The sequence below is a fragment of the Microbacterium invictum genome (assembly GCF_034421375.1).
Taxonomy (GTDB): domain Bacteria; phylum Actinomycetota; class Actinomycetes; order Actinomycetales; family Microbacteriaceae; genus Microbacterium; species Microbacterium invictum_A.
In genome coordinates, this window is the sequence record NZ_CP139779.1 from 3138396 (window position 1) to 3156713 (window position 18318).

The window sequence follows — 18318 nt, forward strand, 5'->3', positions numbered from 1 at the left end:
GTCACCCCCAGAGGCGCGCGGCGATGCGGCCGGCGTAGTCCTCGGGGTGCCAGCCGCGCTCGACGCTCACGAGCCACCACCCGTCGCGGAACGTGTGGGTCTCGGTCGCGTCGCCGGTCGTGAGGGTGCAGCTGAGGGTGGGCGCGGCAGCGCTGCAGACGTAGCCCGCGGCGCTCAGGGCCGCCTCGCCCGCGGCGACGGCCTCGGGGGTGACGGTCGCGAGCGCGGTCTGCAGGGTCGCACCGTCGCGGGTGTGCCACCGGCACGAGATCCGGATGTCGGGGGCGAGCGCTTCGACGAGGGGCGGCGTCGCGGTCTCGGGCACGGCCGACGACTGGGCCAGGAGCGCGCCCGGGAACCACGCCAGCTGTCGCCACAGGTCGTCGGGGTAGATGTCGCGGCAGTCCAGGGGCGCCTCGCCCGCGAGCGCCGCGACGAGGGGGTCGTCGGGCTGAGCCGCCTCCCCCCGGGCGGTGGCGGCGCGCAGGGTGTCACCGGCCCACGTCACCACGGTCGGGACCATCGGGGCGGCCAGCCACACGAGAGCTGCGACGACCGCCGCGCAGAGCAGTCCGACCGGGGCGGAGAGCCACAGACTCCGACCCGGGATGCGCGCCACCTTCCACCTCCGGATCCACGGTACGGCGGCGCGCGCCGCGGGCCCGTGACGGCTCGCCGCGCGCTGTGCACCTGACCCGCCGGGCGTGCCGCCGCGCGGGTCGCCCCTCCGCGGCATCCCCCTCCTCCCCCGCCCTCCTCCTCGCCGATCATCCGGTGGCTCGGCGCTGGCGGCAGGCCCAGCCGAAACCGCACTTCCCCGCCGAAAACCACGGCGACGCGCTCGGTCTCGACGCCGAAGGCAGGTCTCGACGAGAGAACCCGCGGCCCGCTCGGTCCCGACGCTGCGGGTCGCTCTCGGCGCGCACGCGCCCGGGACCGGAAACGCGAAGGGCCCCGGCGATGCCGGGGCCCTTCGGTGGTGCGGAGTTTCGACTCAGTTGTAGGTGCCGAAGTCGTCCGTGGAGAAGCTGTCGAAGTCGACGTAGCTCAGGTCCGCGTCGCTGTAGGCGCCGTCCGAGGCGAAGATGCGGTTGGGGTACCGCTCGCTCTTGGCCTCCTCCGTCGCCTCGACCACGACGTTGCGGTACTTCGCAAGGCCGGTGCCGGCGGGGATGAGCTTTCCGATGATGACGTTCTCCTTGAGGCCCACCAGCGGGTCGCTCTTGCCCTCCATGGCGGCCTGCGTGAGAACACGCGTGGTCTCCTGGAACGACGCGGCCGACAGCCACGACTCGGTCGCGAGCGACGCCTTGGTGATACCCATGAGCTCCGGACGACCCGACGCCGGGCGCTTGCCCGAGCCGACGGCCTCGCGGTTGATGCCCTGGTAGCGCTTGAGGTCGACGAGCTCACCCGGAAGCAGCGTGGTGTCGCCGTGGTCGACCACGGTGACCTTCCGCAGCATCTGGCGCACGATGACCTCGATGTGCTTGTCGTGGATCGGCACACCCTGCGAGCGGTAGACGCCCTGGACGCCGTTCACGAGGTACTTCTGCACCTCGCGGGCACCCATGACGCGCATGACCTCCTTGGGGTCGAGCGTGCCGACCTGCAGGGGCTGACCGACCGTGACGTGCTGGCCGTCCTCGACGAGGAGAGTCGCGCGCTTGAGCACCGGGTAGACCACCGGCTCGTCACCCGAGTCGGGCGTGAGGATGATCTTCTTGCTCTTGTCGGTCTCCTCGATCGTGATGCGGCCGTCGGCCTCGGCGATCGGGGACGCACCCTTGGGGGTACGGGCCTCGAAGAGCTCCTGCACGCGGGGCAGACCCTGGGTGATGTCGTCCGCCGACGCCGACCCACCGGTGTGGAAGGTACGCATCGTCAGCTGGGTTCCGGGCTCACCGATCGACTGGGCCGCGATGATGCCCACGGCCTCGCCGATGTCGACGATCTTGCCGGTCGCGAGCGATCGGCCGTAGCACTTCGCGCAGACACCGACGGCGGAGTCGCAGGTGAGCACCGAGCGGACCTTGATCGTCTCCACGCCCGCCTCGACGAGCGCGTTGATGACGATGTCGCCGACATCGGAGCCCGCCGCGGCGAGCACCTCGCCGGAGGCGCTGACGACATCGGCCGCCAGGGTGCGGGCGAACACCGAGTTCTCGACGTTGGCGTCCTTGACCAGAGTGCCGTCGAAGCCGGGAGCGGCGATCGGCAGCTCGAGGCCCTTGGACGTGCCGCAGTCCTCCTCGCGGATGATGACGTCCTGCGAGACGTCCACGAGACGCCGGGTGAGGTACCCGGAGTCGGCGGTACGGAGGGCCGTGTCGGCCAGACCCTTACGGGCACCGTGCGTGGCGATGAAGTACTCCGCCACCGACAGGCCCTCGCGGTACGAGGAGATGATCGGGCGCGGGATGATCTCACCCTTGGGGTTGTTCACCAGGCCTCGCATACCGGCGATGTTCCGGATCTGCAGCCAGTTACCGCGCGCACCCGACGAGACCATCCGGTTGATGGTGTTGTCGGCCGGGAAGTTGTCGCGCATCGCCTTCTGGACCTCGTCGGTCGCCTCGGTCCAGATCTTGATGAGCTCCTGACGACGCTCGGCGTCGGTGGTGAGACCCTTCTCGAACTGCGACTGGACCTTCGCGGCCTGCTTCTCGTAGCGACCCACGATCTCCGCCTTGTTGGGCGGGGTCAGGATGTCGCTGAGGGCGACCGTCACACCCGAGCGCGTGGCCCAGTAGAAGCCGGCGTCCTTGATGCGGTCGAGCGTCGCGGCGACCTCCACCTTGGGGTACTCCTCGGCGAGCTTGTTGACGATCTGCGACAGCTTGCCCTTGTCGGCCTGTTCGCGCACGAACGGGTAGCCCTTGGGCAGCGCGTCGTTGAAGATCGCCTGGCCGAGCGAGGTGTCGACGAGGCCGTGGCGCTCGTATCCCTCGGGGGCCTCGCCCTCGAGGAAGGTGAGCCCCGGAACGCGGATGCGGACCTTGGCCTGCAGGTCGAGGGTGCCCTCGTCCTTGGCCAGGATCGCCTCCGAGACCGAGCCGAACACGCGACCCTCGCCCGCAGCGCCCTCCTTCACCGTGGTGAGGTGGTGCAGGCCGATGATCATGTCCTGCGAGGGCAGGGTCACCGGACGGCCGTCCGAGGGCTTCAGGATGTTGTTCGAGGCGAGCATCAGGATGCGGGCCTCGGCCTGGGCCTCGACCGACAGCGGAAGGTGCACGGCCATCTGGTCACCGTCGAAGTCGGCGTTGAACGCCGCACACACGAGCGGGTGGAGCTGGATGGCCTTGCCCTCGACGAGCTGCGGCTCGAACGCCTGGATGCCCAGGCGGTGCAGGGTGGGCGCGCGGTTCAGCAGCACCGGACGCTCGCGGATGATCTCCTCGAGCACGTCCCACACCTCGGGACGCGTGCGCTCGACGGCGCGCTTGGCGGCCTTGATGTTCTGCGAGTGACCGAGGTCGATGAGGCGCTTGATGACGAACGGCTTGAAGAGCTCCAGGGCCATCTGCTTGGGAAGACCGCACTGGTGCAGCTTCAGCTGCGGACCGACGACGATGACCGAACGGCCCGAGTAGTCCACGCGCTTTCCGAGCAGGTTCTGGCGGAACCGGCCCTGCTTGCCCTTCAGCATGTCCGAGAGCGACTTCAGCGCACGGTTGCCGGTACCGGTGACGGGGCGACCGCGACGGCCGTTGTCGAACAGCGCGTCGACGGCCTCCTGCAGCATCCGCTTCTCGTTGTTGACGATGATCTCGGGAGCACCGAGGTCGATCAGGCGACGAAGACGGTTGTTGCGGTTGATCACGCGACGGTACAGGTCGTTCAGATCGGATGTCGCGAAGCGGCCACCGTCGAGCTGCACCATCGGGCGCAGCTCCGGCGGGATGACGGGGACGACGTCCAGGACCATCGCGGCGGGGCTCATGCCCGTCTGCAGGAACGAGTTGACGACCTTCAGGCGCTTGATCGCGCGGATCTTGCGCTGGCCCTTGCCCTCGGCGATCTGCAGGTGCAGGCTCTCCGCCTCGGCGGCCAGGTCGAACGCCTCCAGGCGGCGCTTGATCGACTCGGCGCCCATGTGGGCCTCGAAGTACTGACCGAAGCGGTCCTGCAGCTCCTGGAAGATCTCGTCCTCGCCCTTGAGCGAGCCGACCTCGAGGGTGCGGAAGTCCTCCCAGACGCGCTCGAGCTTGGCGATGGCGTCGTCGGCCTGCTTGCGGGCCTGCGCCATGTCCTTCTCGGCGGCGTCCTTGACCTTCTTCTTCTGGTCGGCCTTGGCGCCCTCCGCCTCGAGGGCGGCGAGCTCCTCCTCCAGCTTGGACAGGCGCGCGGCGATCTTGGCGTCACGGCGGTCGCCGAGCGTCTTGATCTCCAGGCGGATGTTGTTCTCCTGGGTGGCGAGGTCGCGGTGACGCGCCTCCTCGTCGACAGAGATCACCATGTACGCGGCGAAGTAGATGACCTTCTCGAGGTCCTTCGGCGCCATGTCCAGCAGGTACCCGAGGCGCGAGGGCACGCCCTTGAAGTACCAGATGTGGGTGACCGGGGCGGCCAGCTCGATGTGGCCCATCCGCTCGCGGCGGACGGAGGACTTGGTGACCTCCACGCCGCAGCGCTCGCAGACGATGCCCTTGAAGCGGACGCGCTTGTACTTGCCGCAGGCGCACTCCCAGTCGCGGCTGGGCCCGAAGATCTGCTCTCCGAAGAGGCCGTCCTTCTCGGGCTTGAGCGTGCGGTAGTTGATGGTCTCGGGCTTCTTGACCTCGCCGAACGACCAGCGGCGGATGTCGTCGGCCGTGGCGAGGCCGATGCGAAGCTCGTCAAACGTTGTTGCGTCGAGCACTAGTTCTCCTGTTGTCAAAAGTGGGTTGCGGTCGGCGTCGACGGATCAGATCTCGTCGATCGACGACGACTCGAAGCGGCTCGAGATGTTGATGCCGAGCTCCTCAGCGGCGCGATAGGCCTCGTCGGTGCTGTCGCGGAGGCTGACCACGGTGCCGTCCGCCGAGAGGACCTCGACGTTCAGGCACAGCGACTGCATCTCCTTCATGAGCACCTTGAACGACTCGGGGATGCCGGGCTCCTGCAGGTTCTCGCCCTTGACGATCGACTCGTACGCCTTGACGCGGCCGGGGATGTCGTCGGACTTGATCGTGAGGAGCTCCTGCAGCGCGTATGCGGCGCCGTAGGCCTCGAGTGCCCACACCTCCATCTCACCGAACCGCTGGCCGCCGAACTGCGCCTTACCACCCAGCGGCTGCTGCGTGATCATCGAGTAGGGGCCGGTGGAACGGGCGTGGATCTTGTCGTCCACGAGGTGGTGCAGCTTCAGGATGTACATGTACCCGACGGAGATCGGAGCGGGGAAGGGCTCCCCCGACCGGCCGTCGAACAGCTGGGTCTTGCCCGTGGAGTCGATCAGGCGCACACCGTCGCGGGTGAGGGTCGTGGAGTCGAGCAGACCCGCGATCTCTTCCTCGGCGGCACCGTCGAACACCGGGGTGGCGACCTTCGTGCCGGGGGCGGCCTCGCGAGCCTCCTCGGGCAGGCGCACCGCCCACTCGGGGGTGCCCTCGACCTTCCAGCCCTGCTTGGCGATCCACCCGAGGTGGGTCTCGAGCACCTGGCCGAAGTTCATGCGACCGGGGATGCCGAGCGGGTTCAGGACGACGTCGACCGGCGTCCCGTCGGCGAGGAACGGCATGTCCTCGACCGGCAGGATCTTGGCGATGACGCCCTTGTTGCCGTGGCGGCCGGCGAGCTTGTCGCCCTCGGTGATCTTGCGCTTCTGGGCGATGTAGACCACGACGCGGCGGTTCACGCCCGAGCCGAGCTCGTCGTCGCCGTCCTCGGCGTTGAACTCCTTGACGGCGATGATCGTGCCCTGCTCGCCGTGGGGGACCTTCAGCGACGTGTCGCGCACCTCACGGCTCTTCTCGTTGAAGATCGCGCGCAGCAGGCGCTCCTCGGCGCTCAGCTCGGTCTCGCCCTTGGGCGTGACCTTGCCGACGAGGATGTCGCCGGGGCGGACCTCGGCGCCGATGCGGATGATGCCGCGCTCGTCGAGGTCCTTCAGCAGGTCGGGGCTGACGTTGGGGAGATCACGGGTGATCTCCTCCTTGCCGAGCTTGGTGTCGCGGGCGTCGACCTCGTACTCCTCGATGTGGATCGACGAGAGGGTGTCGTCCTTCACCAGGTCCTGGCTGAGGATGATGGCGTCCTCGAAGTTGTGACCCTCCCAGGTCATGAACGCCACGAGCAGGTTCTTGCCGAGCGCGAGCTCGCCGTTCTCGGTCGCCGGGCCGTCGGCGATGACCTCGCCGGCCTCGATGCGGTCGCCCGCCGAGACGATCACGCGCTGGTTGTAGCTCGTGCCCTGGTTGGACCGGTCGAACTTGCGCAGGAAGTAGTCCTGCGTGCCGCCCTCGTCGAGCTGGATGGTGACGACGTCGGCCGACACCTCCATGACCACACCGCTCTTCTCGGCGGTGACGACGTCACCGGCGTCGACGGCGGCGTAGCCCTCCATACCGGTTCCCACCACGGGCGATTCGCTGCGCAGCAGCGGCACAGCCTGACGCTGCATGTTCGCGCCCATGAGCGCGCGGTTGGCGTCGTCGTGCTCCAGGAAGGGGATGAGGGATGTCGCGACCGACACCATCTGGCGCGGCGAGACGTCCATGTAGCCGATCTCGTCGGCGGGGATGAGGTCGACCTCGCCGCCGATCTTCCGCGCGAGGACCCGGTCCTCCTGGAAGTGGCCGTCCGCCTTCAGGGGGGCGTTGGCCTGGGCGATGATGTAGTCGCTCTCCTCGCTGGCCGTGAGGTAGTCGATCTGGTCGGTGACCTTGCCGTCGACGACCTTGCGGTACGGGGTCTCGATGAAACCGAACGAGTTGATGCGGGCGAACGAGGCCAGCGATCCGATCAGACCGATGTTCGGGCCTTCCGGAGTCTCGATCGGGCACATGCGGCCGTAGTGCGAGGGGTGGACGTCACGGACCTCGACGCCGGCGCGCTCGCGCGACAGACCGCCGGGGCCGAGCGCCGAGAGGCGTCGCTTGTGGGTCAGACCCGCGAGCGGGTTGTTCTGGTCCATGAACTGCGACAGCTGCGAGGTGCCGAAGAACTCCTTGATCGCGGCCACCACGGGGCGGACGTTGATCAGGGTCTGCGGGGTGATCGCCTCGATGTCCTGCGTGGTCATGCGCTCGCGGACGACGCGCTCCATGCGCGAGAGCCCCGTGCGGACCTGGTTCTGGATCAGCTCGCCGACCGCGCGGATGCGACGGTTGCCGAAGTTGTCGATGTCGTCGACGTCAAGACGGATCTCGACGTTCTTGCCGCCGCGCACGCCCTCGAAGGTCTCGTCGCCGCGGTGCACGCGCACGAGGTACTTGATGGTGGCGACGATGTCGTCGACGGTCAGCACCGAGTCCGACAGCGGAGCATCCAGACCCAGCTTCTGGTTGATCTTGTAACGACCCACCTTCGCCAGGTCGTAGCGCTTGGGGTTGAAGTAAAAGTTGTCCAGGAGCGCGCGGGCGGCCTCGGCGGCGACCTGCTCGCCCGGACGGAGCTTGCGGTAGATGTCGCGGAGGGCGTCCTCCTTGGACAGGATGGTGTCCTTGGAGAGGGTCTCCTCGATGGAGTCGAAGCCGGCGAACTCGTTCAGGATGTCTTCGCTCGACAGGCCCAGGGCCTTCAGGAACACCGTGACCGACTGCTTGCGCTTGCGGTCGATGCGCACGCCGACCTGGTCGCGCTTGTCGATCTCGAACTCGAGCCATGCGCCGCGCGACGGAATGATCCGCGCGGACACGATGTCCTTGTCGGAGGTCTTGTCGGGCGTCTTGTCGAAGTAGACACCGGGAGAGCGCACGAGCTGCGAGACCACGACACGCTCGGTGCCGTTGATGATGAACGTGCCCTTGTCGGTCTGGAGCGGGAAGTCGCCCATGAAGACCGTCTGGGTCTTGATCTCACCGGTCTGGTGGTTCATGAACTCGGCCTCGACGTAGAGCGGGGCGGCGTAAGTCTTGCCGCGCTCCTTGCACTCTTCGATCGAGTACTTCTCGGGCTCGAGGTAGGGGTTGGTGAACGAGAGCTGCATGGTCTCGCTCAGGTCCTCGATCGGCGAGATCTCCTCGAAGATCTCCTCCAGTCCGCTCACCTCGGGGACGTCGGTGCGACCGGCGGCCTTGGCCTCGGCCACGCGGGCACGCCACTGCTCGTTGCCGACGAGCCAGTCGAAGGACTCGGTCTGCAGCGCGAGAAGGTCGGGAACCGTCAGCGTGTCGGAGATCTTCGCGAACGAGAGCCGCGATGCGCCGCGGCCGTTCTTGGGGGTGGTGGTGGGATTGGATGCGTTGGGCGCAGCAGCCAAGGGATAACCTCCGTGAGCCCGGACCGGGCTTCGTTTCCTTGTCGTCAGGTGGAGTGCTCAGTCGTCCCCGAAGCCTGCACGTCGCGCACCGCGGTGAAGCGGGGGCGTGCAGTCACAGCCGACCACCATATGAGGGCAGGGGGAAACCAAGAGCGCAACTACCGAGCATAGTCCGGATGGCGCGCCGTGTCCAGCGCGATCCTTGACGAGTCGATGTTCCTCGGGTATAACGCGCTCCGCTGCGCGGAATTCCCGAGGATCTGGCGCGGATTCGCCGATGAGGCCATGATGTCTCCATGACGGGGGGCGTCGCCGCCGCCGCAGGACACGTCCGGTCCGCGGTCGCGGGTGGGCAGCGGCGAGTGATCCGCACGCCCGACCAGCGCCTCAGGATCTTCGTCAGCTCCACTCTGCGCGAGCTCACCGAGGAGCGCGCGGCTGTCCGCGAGGCCGTCGAGAGCCTGCGGCTGGCGCCGGTGATGTTCGAGCTCGGCGCCCGCCCGCATCCGCCGCGGGCGCTCTACCGCTCCTACCTCGCTCAGAGCGACGTCTTCGTGGGCATCTACGGCGAGAGCTACGGCTGGGTGGCGCCGGAGGAGGAGGTGTCCGGTCTGGAGGACGAGTACAACCTCGCTCCCCCCGAGATGCCGAAGCTCATCTACCTCCGCGCCTCGGAGGGTCGCGACCCGCGTCTGGACACCCTGATCGATCGCATCCGCGCGGACGACTCGGCCGCCTACCTGTCGTTCGCGTCGACCGACGAACTGCGCGACCACGTCCGCAACGACCTCGCGATCCTCCTCGCCGAGCGATTCGACGCGTCCCGGTCGCCGGCCGACCAGGAGATCTCCGACGCCGTGCCCGCGGCGGCGCCGAAGATCCCCATCCCGTACACATCCACGATCGGGCGGGAGAGGGATGTCGCGGCGATCCGCGATCTCCTCACCGGGTCCGCCCACGTGGTGAGCCTCATCGGCCCCGGCGGCGTCGGCAAGAGCAGGATGGCGATCGAGGTGGCCCGCGAGAGCGAGGACCTGTTCCCCGACGGGGTGTACTTCGTCCTGCTGGAGGGCGTCCTCGAGCCGGGCCTCGTCGTCCCCACGATCGCGTACTCCCTCGGCGTGCGCGACAACGGCGAGGCGCCGCTGGAGGAACGCATCGCGCGGGCGCTGTCGGGTCGGCGTGTGCTCGTCGTCCTCGACAACTTCGAGCAGGTGATCGAGGCAGCACCGCTGCTCGTTCGTCTCTCGCACGCCTCGCCCATGGCGACCTTCCTCGTCACGAGCCGCATCGTGCTGCGCATCCGCGGCGAGCAGGTCTTCGACGTCGCGGGACTGCCGGTCCCCGACTCGTGGACGCGCGCCACGCTGGAGCGGGTGCATCGCACCCCCTCCTGCCGACTGTTCGCCGATCGGGCGAGCGCGGTCAGTCCCGATTTCACCCTCTCCGAGGCCAACGCCCAGGATGTCGCCGACATCTGCCGCCGGCTGGAGGGCCTTCCGCTGGGCATCGAGCTGGCCGCGGCGAAGGTGCGGGTGCTCGGCACCCGGGGGATCGCCGAGCGCCTCGAGCAGAGCCTGCCGCTGCTCACGGCGGCGGTGCGCGACCTCCCGGACCGGCACCGCACGATGCGCGCCACGATCGAGTGGAGCGTCAGCCTCCTCCCGCCCTCGCAGCGCGCCCTGCTGGAGGATCTCGGCGTCTTCGCCACCAGGTTCACCTTCGACGCCGTGGAGGCGATCGGCCGCGGCCGCCCCTGGGGCGAGCACGCCATGGACGACCTCGCGGCTCTCGTCGACTCCTCCCTGGTCAAACCCGTCGACGTCGACGGTCGGCCGGTGTTCTCGCTGCTGGCGCTGGTGCGCGAGTACGCGATCGGGCGCCTGAAGGAGCGGGGCGACGCGGCCGTGGTGCGCGCCGCGCACGCCGACCACTACCGCGACCTCGTCGCACGCATCGCGCCGGGACTGGGGGGCCCGGGGCAGGCGGACGCCGTGGCGGAGCTCGGCCTCGACCTGCCCAACCTCCGTGCGGCGGTGCGTCACCTCATCCACACCGGCCGCCTCGACGATGCCGGGGATTTCGCGTGGTCGCTCCTGATCTACTGGTGGGTGGCGGGCTTCTTCGCAGAGGTCCGGGTGTGGATGCTGGAGCTCCTCGGCAAGGACGAGCCGATCACCCCGCACACGCGGGCCGTCGCGTGGTTCTTCGCGCTGTGGGGCGAGATGTGGCAGCGTCCGAGCGCAGAGGCGGTGGCGGGCCTCGGCGAATGCATCCGTCTCTTCGAAGAGAGCGGGGACGAGGATGCCGCGGCGATGGCGCTCGCCGCACGGGCGACGGCCCGGCTTCAGCTCGACCTCCCTGATCTCGACACCGCCGATCGTGAGCTCACCGCCGCCGTGGCCAAGCTGCACGACCTCGGGAACACATGGGCCGCGGCCATCACCGAGGTCGCCCGGGGGCGCCTCGCATGGCTCCGCGGGCTGACCGATGACGCACTCGGGCACTTCGACCGCGCGACCGCGACGGCCGCGTCCGGCGGCGACCTCTTCACGACGTCGGTGGCCGGCAATCACCTCGCGCGCCTGCAGCTCGTGCGCGGCGAGATCGACGCCGCCGAGGCGCAGTGCGTTCGGACGCTCCTGGTGTCGCTGCGCCTGCACTTCGAAGAGGGGATCGCGTACGGGGTGGAGGGACTGTGCGCCGTCGCCGCCGCTCGCGGCGACGGCGAACGGGCCGGAGCGCTCTCGGCCGTCGCGGCGGTCATCCGCCATCGCATCGGGGTGTTCGACGCCGAAGCGTTCACGGTCCACACTCCGCAACTGGATGCGATGCGCGCCGCCGACCCCGATGCCGTCGCCGCCGGCGAGCGGCGCGGCGCAGAACTCACCCTTGCCGAGGCCCTCGCGCTGGCACTTCCCGCCGATGCGCTCGCCGAGGCCGGCGCCGTGATCGAGCGCTGGTGACATGACGACCGGCCCTCCCCCGCGCATCCGCACGCCCGATCAGCGGCTGCGGGTCTTCGTCAGCTCCACCCTGCGCGAGCTCGCCGAGGAGCGCGCAGCGGTCCGCGAGGCGATCGAGCGGCTGCGGCTGGCACCGGTGATGTTCGAGCTCGGCGCCCGCCCGCATCCGCCGCGGGACCTCTACCGGGCGTACCTCGAGCAGAGCGACGTCTTCGTGGGCGTCTACGGCGAACGCTACGGATGGGTCGCGCCCGGTGAGGAGATCTCCGGGCTCGAGGACGAGTACCGCCTGACGCCCCGCGCGATGCCGAAGCTGATCTACCTGCGCGATCCCGCCGAACGCGAGCCCCGGCTCGACGAGCTCGTCGCACGCATCCAGGACGACGACACCGCGTCCTACAAGACGTTCGGCTCGCCCGAGGAGCTCGCCGAGCTGGTCGAAGCCGATCTCGCCACGCTCCTTGCCGAGCGATTCGATGCCGGGAGCATCCACGCCCGACCGGATGAGGAGGCGCTGACCTTCGCGCCCGTTCCCACGGCGTACACCCCGCTCATCGGCCGCGAAGCCGACGTCGACGCCGTGGCTGACCTGGTGCGGGATGGTGGGCACCGGCTGGTCACCCTCCTCGGGCCCGGCGGTATCGGGAAGAGCCGGTTGGCGATCGCCGTGGCCGAAGCGGTCGGCGACTCCTTCGACGGCGTCGTCTTCGTCGCGCTCGAGAACGTCTTCGAGCCCGATCTGCTGCTCCCTTCCATCGCGTCCGCCCTCGGGATCCGCGACAACGGTGAGATCCCGCTCCGGGAGCGGCTCGCGATCGCCCTCGCCGATCGGCGCCTCCTGCTCATCCTCGACAACCTCGAGCAGCTCGTCGAGGCGTCGCCCGAGCTGGTGCACCTCTACACCCTCTCTCCTCGCAGCGTGCTCCTCGCGACCACCCGGACGGTCCTGCGGGTGCGAGGCGAGCGCGTCTACGAGGTGCTCCCCCTCGCCACCCACGATCCGGCGTCGCCGTCGTCGATCGCCCGCGCGATGGAGGCACCCGCCGCCCGGCTCTTCGTCGAACGGGCGCAGTCGGTGCAGCCCTCCTTCGCAGTCACGCCGGCCAACACCCCGGCCGTCGTCGGCATCGTCCAGCGGCTGCAGGGTCTGCCGCTGGCCATCGAACTCGCCGCCGCACGCGTACGACTTCTGCCGCCCGCGGCGATCCTCGCGCGACTCGACGATCAGCTGAGCCTGCTCGCCGCGCCCACCCGGGACCTCCCCGAGCGGCAGCGCACCATCCGCGCGACGATCGAGTGGTCGACGGGACTTCTCCCGCCCACCCGGCGGGAACTCCTGTCGGACCTCGGGGTCTTCTCCTACGACTTCACCCTCGAATCGGTCGAGGCGATCGGCGCGGAGCGCCCCTGGGCCGAGGAGGTGCTGGAGGCGCTCACCGATCTCGTCGACTCGTGCCTCGTGAGCTCGTCGGATGTCGACGGGCAAGCGGTGTTCCGCCTGCCCGTGAGCGTCCGCGAGCACTCGATCGAGAGGCTGCGCGCCGAGGGCCGGGACGCCGAGATGCGCGACCGTCACGCACGTCGCTATGTGCGGATCGCTCGCGCGGAGGCGGGCCGCCTGGGCGGACCCGATCAGCGCTCGGCGGTCGAACGCCTGGCGCTCGAGCGGAGCAACCTCCGATCGGCGGTGCGTCACCTCGTTCTCTCGGGCGACGCCGAGGCGGCGACCGACGCCGCCTTCGCCCTCTTCCTCTTCTGGTGGATCGCCGGCTACCTGGGCGAGATCGGCGTGTGGATGCAGCAGCTCCTGGACCGCGTCCCCGACCCGCCCCCGCGCGCGCGGGCCGTGGCGGCGTTCTATCTCGCCTGGAACGGCATGTGGCTCAACACCGGCCCGGAACTGCCCGCCCGACTCGACGAGGCATCCGCTCTCTTCCGATCCGCGCACGACGACATCGGCGCGGCCTTGGCTCTGAGCGCAGCGGGCATCGCGCGGGTCGCAGCCGGCGACCCCGACCTCGACGCCGCAGCCGACCGCATCGAGCGCGGAAGAAGCGCCCTCGCCGCCGACGGGGTCGTGTGGGGCGCCGTCCTCGGCGCCGTGGCCCTCGGACGCCTGGAATGGATGCGCGGGGACAACGAGGCGGCGTTGGTGCGCCTGCGTGAGGGCAGGGAGCTGTCGATGAACGGCGGCGATCTTCTGACCGAGACGATCATCACCCACCACTTCGGGCGGGCACTGCTGTTCGACGGTCAGGTGGATGCCTCGGCCGACTCCTTCGCAAGGTCGCTGGAAGGCTCGGTCGCCCTGCGCCACGACGAGGGGATCGCGTACAGCATCGAGGGACTCGCGGCGATCGCCGCTCACCGCGGGCAGTTCCGCCGAGCGGGTGTGCTCTCCGGCGCGGCGGAATCGATCCGCCGCCGCACCGCGGCCATCGACGCCCCCGCCTTCGTCTTCCACACCTCCTACCTCGCGCAGGCTCCCGACCCCGACGAGGTCCGCCGCGGGGAGGCCGACGGGCGCGAGTACGGCGCCCTCGAGGCCGCCGCGTTCGCCCTCGCGGGCGCGCACGAGCGTGAACCGGAGGGCGTCAGGACCTGACCCGTGCGTGACGGAAGCGGATGCGGCTGCCGGGTCGCGCCTGCGCGAGCGCGTCGAGGGCGGCATCCGTCACGACCGCGATGACCGGGTAGCCGCCGGTGACCGGAGCGTCGGGGCCGAGGATCGTGGGCCGGCCCGAGGGCGGCACCTGCAGGGCGCCGGGCACCATGCCCTCACTGGGGAGTTCGTCGTCGCGGGCACGAGCGAGGGATGGGCCGTCGAGTCGGATCCCCACGCGGTCGGCGGCGCCGGAGACGACCCAGGTCGCCTCGAAGAGGGTCGCCCGCGCGTCGGCGGTGAACCAGTCGGCGCGCGGCCCCGGCGCGAGGTCGATCTCGAGGTCGTCGCCGTCGGGTGCGCCCCACGCCGCGTCGGGGGACGGCGGGACGGGGGCGGCGGGCACAGGGCCGACTTCGACGAGGTCGCCCGCCGCGAGCGGGGCCGGGCCGAGACCGGAGAGGATGTCGGTGGCGCGCGAACCGCGGACGAGGAGGCCCTCGACGCCGCCGCGCAGGGCGAGGATCGCGCGGGCGCCCCGCTCGATCCACCCGACCTCGAGCTCGGCGCCTGCGGGCCAGCGGTGCGCCGCATACGGGTCGATGTCACGCCCCGCGAGCCGGAGCGGACCGCCGCCGCCGGTGACGGCGAACAACATGTCGGCGAGGGCGACGGCGCGAAAGCCGCCCAGGGTGATCTCGATCGCCGCCGCGCCCTGGGGGTTGCCGACGAGGCGGTTCGCGGCGCCGAGCGCGCGGCGGTCCATCGCGCCCGAGCGGGCGATGCCGAGGGCGGCCGAGCCCGGCCGCCCTCGGTCCTGCACGGTGGCGAGCAGCCCCGGCTCCTCGACGCGCAGCGCCCCCGCGCCCCCCGCCAGGGTGCGCTCCTCCCCCGCGAGGGTGCGCTCCTCCCCCGCGAGGGTGCGCTCCCTGCCCGCGAGGGTGCGCTCCTCCCCCGCGAGGGTGCGGAACCGCACCCTCATGCCGGGCGCCAGGAGCGCCGGCGACGGGCGCGCGGGGTCGAACAGGGGTTCATCGGTCGTGCCGAGGAGGCGCCACCCGCCGGGGGTCTCGCGCGGGTACGCCCCCGAGAACACTCCCGCGACCCCCACCGCCCCGGCCGGGACGCGGGTCCGCGGGGTGGCGAGCCGCGGCACGTCGAAGGGCCAATCCTCACTGACGAGGTATCCGAATCCGGGCGCGAAGCCGGTGAACGCCACGGTCCACGTCGCGTGCGCGTGGCGCCCCGCGAGCTCCGCGGCCGTCATCCCCAGGAGCTCCGCCGTGTCTTCGAGGTCGGCACCGTCGTAGCGGATGTCGAGCTCGACCTCGGCCGGCGCCGCCGCCTGTTCCGCGGAGGCCGCGGTCGCGGCATCCGTCACCCAGGCCCGCGCGCGCGACAGGCTCAGCACCGCCGGATCGACCGTGATGAGCACCGTACGCGCCGCCGGGACGAGATCGATCACCCCGGGCGGCGGCTCGGCGACGAGGCGCGCGTGCAGCGCGAGCACGGCGTCGAGCCCCTCGACCTCGACGAGGATCGCGCGATCGCCCATCGGCAGCGTCCGCGTCGGCAGAGCACTCACCGCCGTCCTCCGCCTACCACGGGGCGCGCACGGTCACACCCGTGGCGTCCAGGGCTTCGCGCACCGCCCGCCCCATCGACACCGCCGCCGGGGAGTCGCCGTGCAGGCAAAGTGACGAGGGTCCGACGTCGAGCACCGTCCCGTCGACGGCGACGACCTCGCCCGATCGCGCCAGCCGGACCGCCCGCTCCGCGGCCGCGGCCACGTCATCGAGCACCGCGCCCGGCTCGCCGCGCGGGACGAGCCCGCCGCCCGGAAGGTATCCGCGGTCGAGGAACGCCTCGACGACGAACGGCAGACCGGCCGACTCGGCCGCCCAGGAGATCTCCCCCGGCATCCCGAGGATCGGCACGGCGCGTCCCTGCGACGCGGCGAGCTCGGCGACCGCCTCGGCCACCGCCCGCGCCGCCCCCGCGTCCGCGGAGACCGCGTGATAGAGCGCCCCGTGAGGCTTGACGTACCGGATGTCGGCCCCGGCCGTCGCCAGCGACCGGAGCTGCACCGCGACCTCGGCCCGCAGATCTGCGGGAGCGAGCGTCATCGGCACGCGGCCGAAGTTCGCCGGGTCCGGATAGGACGGATGCGCCCCGACGGCCACGCCGTGAACAGCCGCGCGCGCCACCGCCTCGCGCATCGACCACTCATCGCCCGCGTGTCCGCCGCAGGCGATGCTGGCGCTGGAGATCACGGCGAACATCGCCGCATCGTCGGCCGTCGGCATCCCGTCGACCGTCTCCCCCAGGTCGGCATTCAGGTCGATCGCGCCCATGTGTTCACGCTACGCCGAGGTGCCACGTTACGGATGCGTAAAGGCTCCCCGCGCCGGGCGCGTCGGCGCACGCGGCGGGGCAGGATGGGGGGATGCCTCGATCTTTCGAGCGGCCCGCGGCAGGGACGCCGCTGCTGCAGGTCCGCGACATGGCCGTGGAGTTCCGCACCGTCGACGGGACGGTCCACGCCGTCGAAGGGGTCGACCTCGATCTCGCCGCCGGCGAGACCCTCGCGATCGTGGGCGAGTCGGGGTCGGGGAAGTCCACCACCGCGATGGCGGTGATCGGCCTCCTCCCCGGCAACGGGCGGGTGACGCAGGGCTCAATCCTCTTCGAAGGCGAGAACCTCGTCGGGGCGCCCGAGTCGGTGATGCGTCAGGTGCGCGGCCGCTCGATCGGTCTCGTGCCGCAGGACCCGATGTCGAACCTCAACCCGGTCGCCAAGATCGGCACGCAGGTGGCCGAGACCCTCCTCGCGCACGGCCTGGCCACCCGCAAGGACGTCGACCGCAGGGTCGTCGAGACCCTCGAGGCCGCGGGTCTTCCCGACGCCGCCGCCCGGGCGAAGCAGTACCCGCACGAGTTCTCGGGCGGCATGCGCCAGCGCGCCCTCATCGCGATCGGCCTGGCGTGCAACCCCAAGCTCCTCATCGCCGACGAGCCGACGAGCGCGCTCGACGTGACCGTACAGAAGACGATCCTCGACCAGCTCGACCGGATGACCAGCGATACCGGCACCTCGGTCATGCTGATCACGCACGACCTCGGTCTCGCCGCCGAGCGTGCCTCGCGGGTCGTCGTGATGCATCGCGGACGCATCGTCGAGCAAGGGCCCGCGCGCCAGATCCTCGAGGACCCGCAGCAGCCCTACACGCAGGCCCTCGTGAAGGCGGCGCCGTCCGTGGCGGCGGTGCGGCTTCGTCCCGAGGTCTTCCGCCGGGCCGAGAAGACGGATGCCGCCGAGCCGGCCGCGCCCGCGGCATCCGCGCCTGTCGTGGTGACCGAGTCGGCTGCGCGGGGCGAGCCGGATGCCGGGGCCGCTCCCGACCACATCGTCGAGGTCGAGGGGCTGACCAAGGTCTTCCCGGTGCGCGGGCAGAAGGAGGACTTCGTCGCTGTGAAGGACGTCTCGTTCTCGATCCCGCGCGGGCAGACCGTCGCGATCGTCGGCGAGTCGGGGTCGGGGAAGACCACGACGGCCCGCATGATGCTGCGGGTCGTCGAGCCCACCAGCGGCACCATCTCGTTCGACGGGGTCGACGTGTCCACCCTCAAGGGGCGGGCACTGCGGGAGTTCCGCCAGAAGGTGCAGACGATCTTCCAGGACCCGTACTCGTCGCTGAACCCGATGTTCACCATCGAGCGACTGATCGAGGAGCCGCTGGAGTTCTACCGGCGCGGTTCATCGGCCGAGCGCACCAAGCGGGTGCGGCAGCTGCTGGATGACGTGGCGCTGCCGGCCTCGATGATGCGCCGGTACCCGTCGGAGCTGTCGGGAGGCCAGCGTCAGCGCGTGGCGATCGCCCGTGCTCTCGCGTTGTCGCCCGAGCTGATCGTCTGCGACGAACCGGTCTCGGCGCTAGACGTCCTCGTGCAGGATCAGGTGCTGCGGCTGCTGCGCGACCTCCAGCGCGAGTACGGGCTGAGCTACCTCTTCATCTCGCACGACCTCGCGGTGGTGCGGCTGATCAGCGACTACGTCTGCGTGATGAAGGACGGGCACCTCGTCGAGGCCGCGACGGGCGAGGAGATCTTCACCAACCCGCGGGATCCCTACACCCGGCGTCTCCTGGCCTCGATCCCGGGCAACGAGCTCGACATCGCGGTCTAGCGCCCGCGGCCGGGGTCGCGCCGGCGGGCGGCAGGCGTCGCCGCGTCGGTGGCTGGCGCCCGCGGAGCAGCGTTCACCTGTCGCAAGCGGTCGAGCCGACGCGCCGATCGCGTCCAGCGAGCGCCGGCGGCGGCACTCGCTGGGCTCAAACGATCGG

8 protein-coding genes are annotated in these 18318 nt (G+C 70.6%); 3 read left to right on the plus strand and 5 right to left on the minus strand.

All coding sequences use genetic code 11. The annotated features are described in order from the left end of the window. Nucleotide 1 precedes the first annotated feature (1 nt). From T9R20_RS15120 to T9R20_RS15130, 3 genes are all read right to left on the minus strand, one after another. Entirely contained in the window at nucleotides 2-619 is a 618-nt protein-coding gene (locus T9R20_RS15120) for a hypothetical protein (protein ID WP_322410135.1), read from the minus strand. Nucleotides 620-994: 375 nt separating this feature from the next. Continuing rightward, complete coding sequence (gene rpoC, locus T9R20_RS15125; RefSeq protein WP_322410137.1) at nucleotides 995-4864, minus strand: DNA-directed RNA polymerase subunit beta'; 3870 nt, start codon at nucleotides 4862-4864, stop codon at nucleotides 995-997. A 45-nt stretch (nucleotides 4865-4909) separates the two neighbouring features. After that, complete coding sequence (locus tag T9R20_RS15130) at nucleotides 4910-8407, minus strand: DNA-directed RNA polymerase subunit beta (protein WP_322410138.1); 3498 nt, start codon at nucleotides 8405-8407, stop codon at nucleotides 4910-4912. Nucleotides 8408-8703: 296 nt separating this feature from the next. Here T9R20_RS15130 and T9R20_RS15135 point away from each other — a divergent pair, with 296 nt between their 5' ends. Then, complete coding sequence (locus tag T9R20_RS15135; protein WP_322410140.1) at nucleotides 8704-11373, plus strand: DUF4062 domain-containing protein; 2670 nt, start codon at nucleotides 8704-8706, stop codon at nucleotides 11371-11373. A 1-nt stretch (nucleotide 11374) separates the two neighbouring features. Beyond that, nucleotides 11375-13978, plus strand: coding sequence for an ATP-binding protein (locus tag T9R20_RS15140; RefSeq protein ID WP_322410141.1), 2604 nt, complete (start codon nucleotides 11375-11377; stop codon nucleotides 13976-13978). Here T9R20_RS15140 and T9R20_RS15145 read toward each other — a convergent pair. Together T9R20_RS15145 and T9R20_RS15150 are read right to left on the minus strand one after the other, a co-directional pair. Then, a complete protein-coding gene (locus tag T9R20_RS15145) occupies nucleotides 13968-15560 on the minus strand; it encodes an urea amidolyase family protein (RefSeq protein WP_322410142.1) in 1593 nt (530 codons plus the stop codon). The genes T9R20_RS15140 and T9R20_RS15145 overlap by 11 nt on opposite strands. A 13-nt stretch (nucleotides 15561-15573) precedes the next feature. After that, nucleotides 15574-16329, minus strand: coding sequence for a 5-oxoprolinase subunit PxpA (locus tag T9R20_RS15150; protein WP_322410143.1), 756 nt, complete (start codon nucleotides 16327-16329; stop codon nucleotides 15574-15576). A gap of 92 nt (nucleotides 16330-16421) precedes the next feature. Here T9R20_RS15150 and T9R20_RS15155 point away from each other — a divergent pair, with 92 nt between their 5' ends. Continuing rightward, the gene (locus tag T9R20_RS15155; RefSeq protein ID WP_322410144.1) at nucleotides 16422-18161 is read left to right on the plus strand and encodes an ABC transporter ATP-binding protein; all 1740 of its coding nucleotides are present in this window, start codon (nucleotides 16422-16424) and stop codon (nucleotides 18159-18161) included. Nucleotides 18162-18318: the final 157 nt, after the last annotated feature.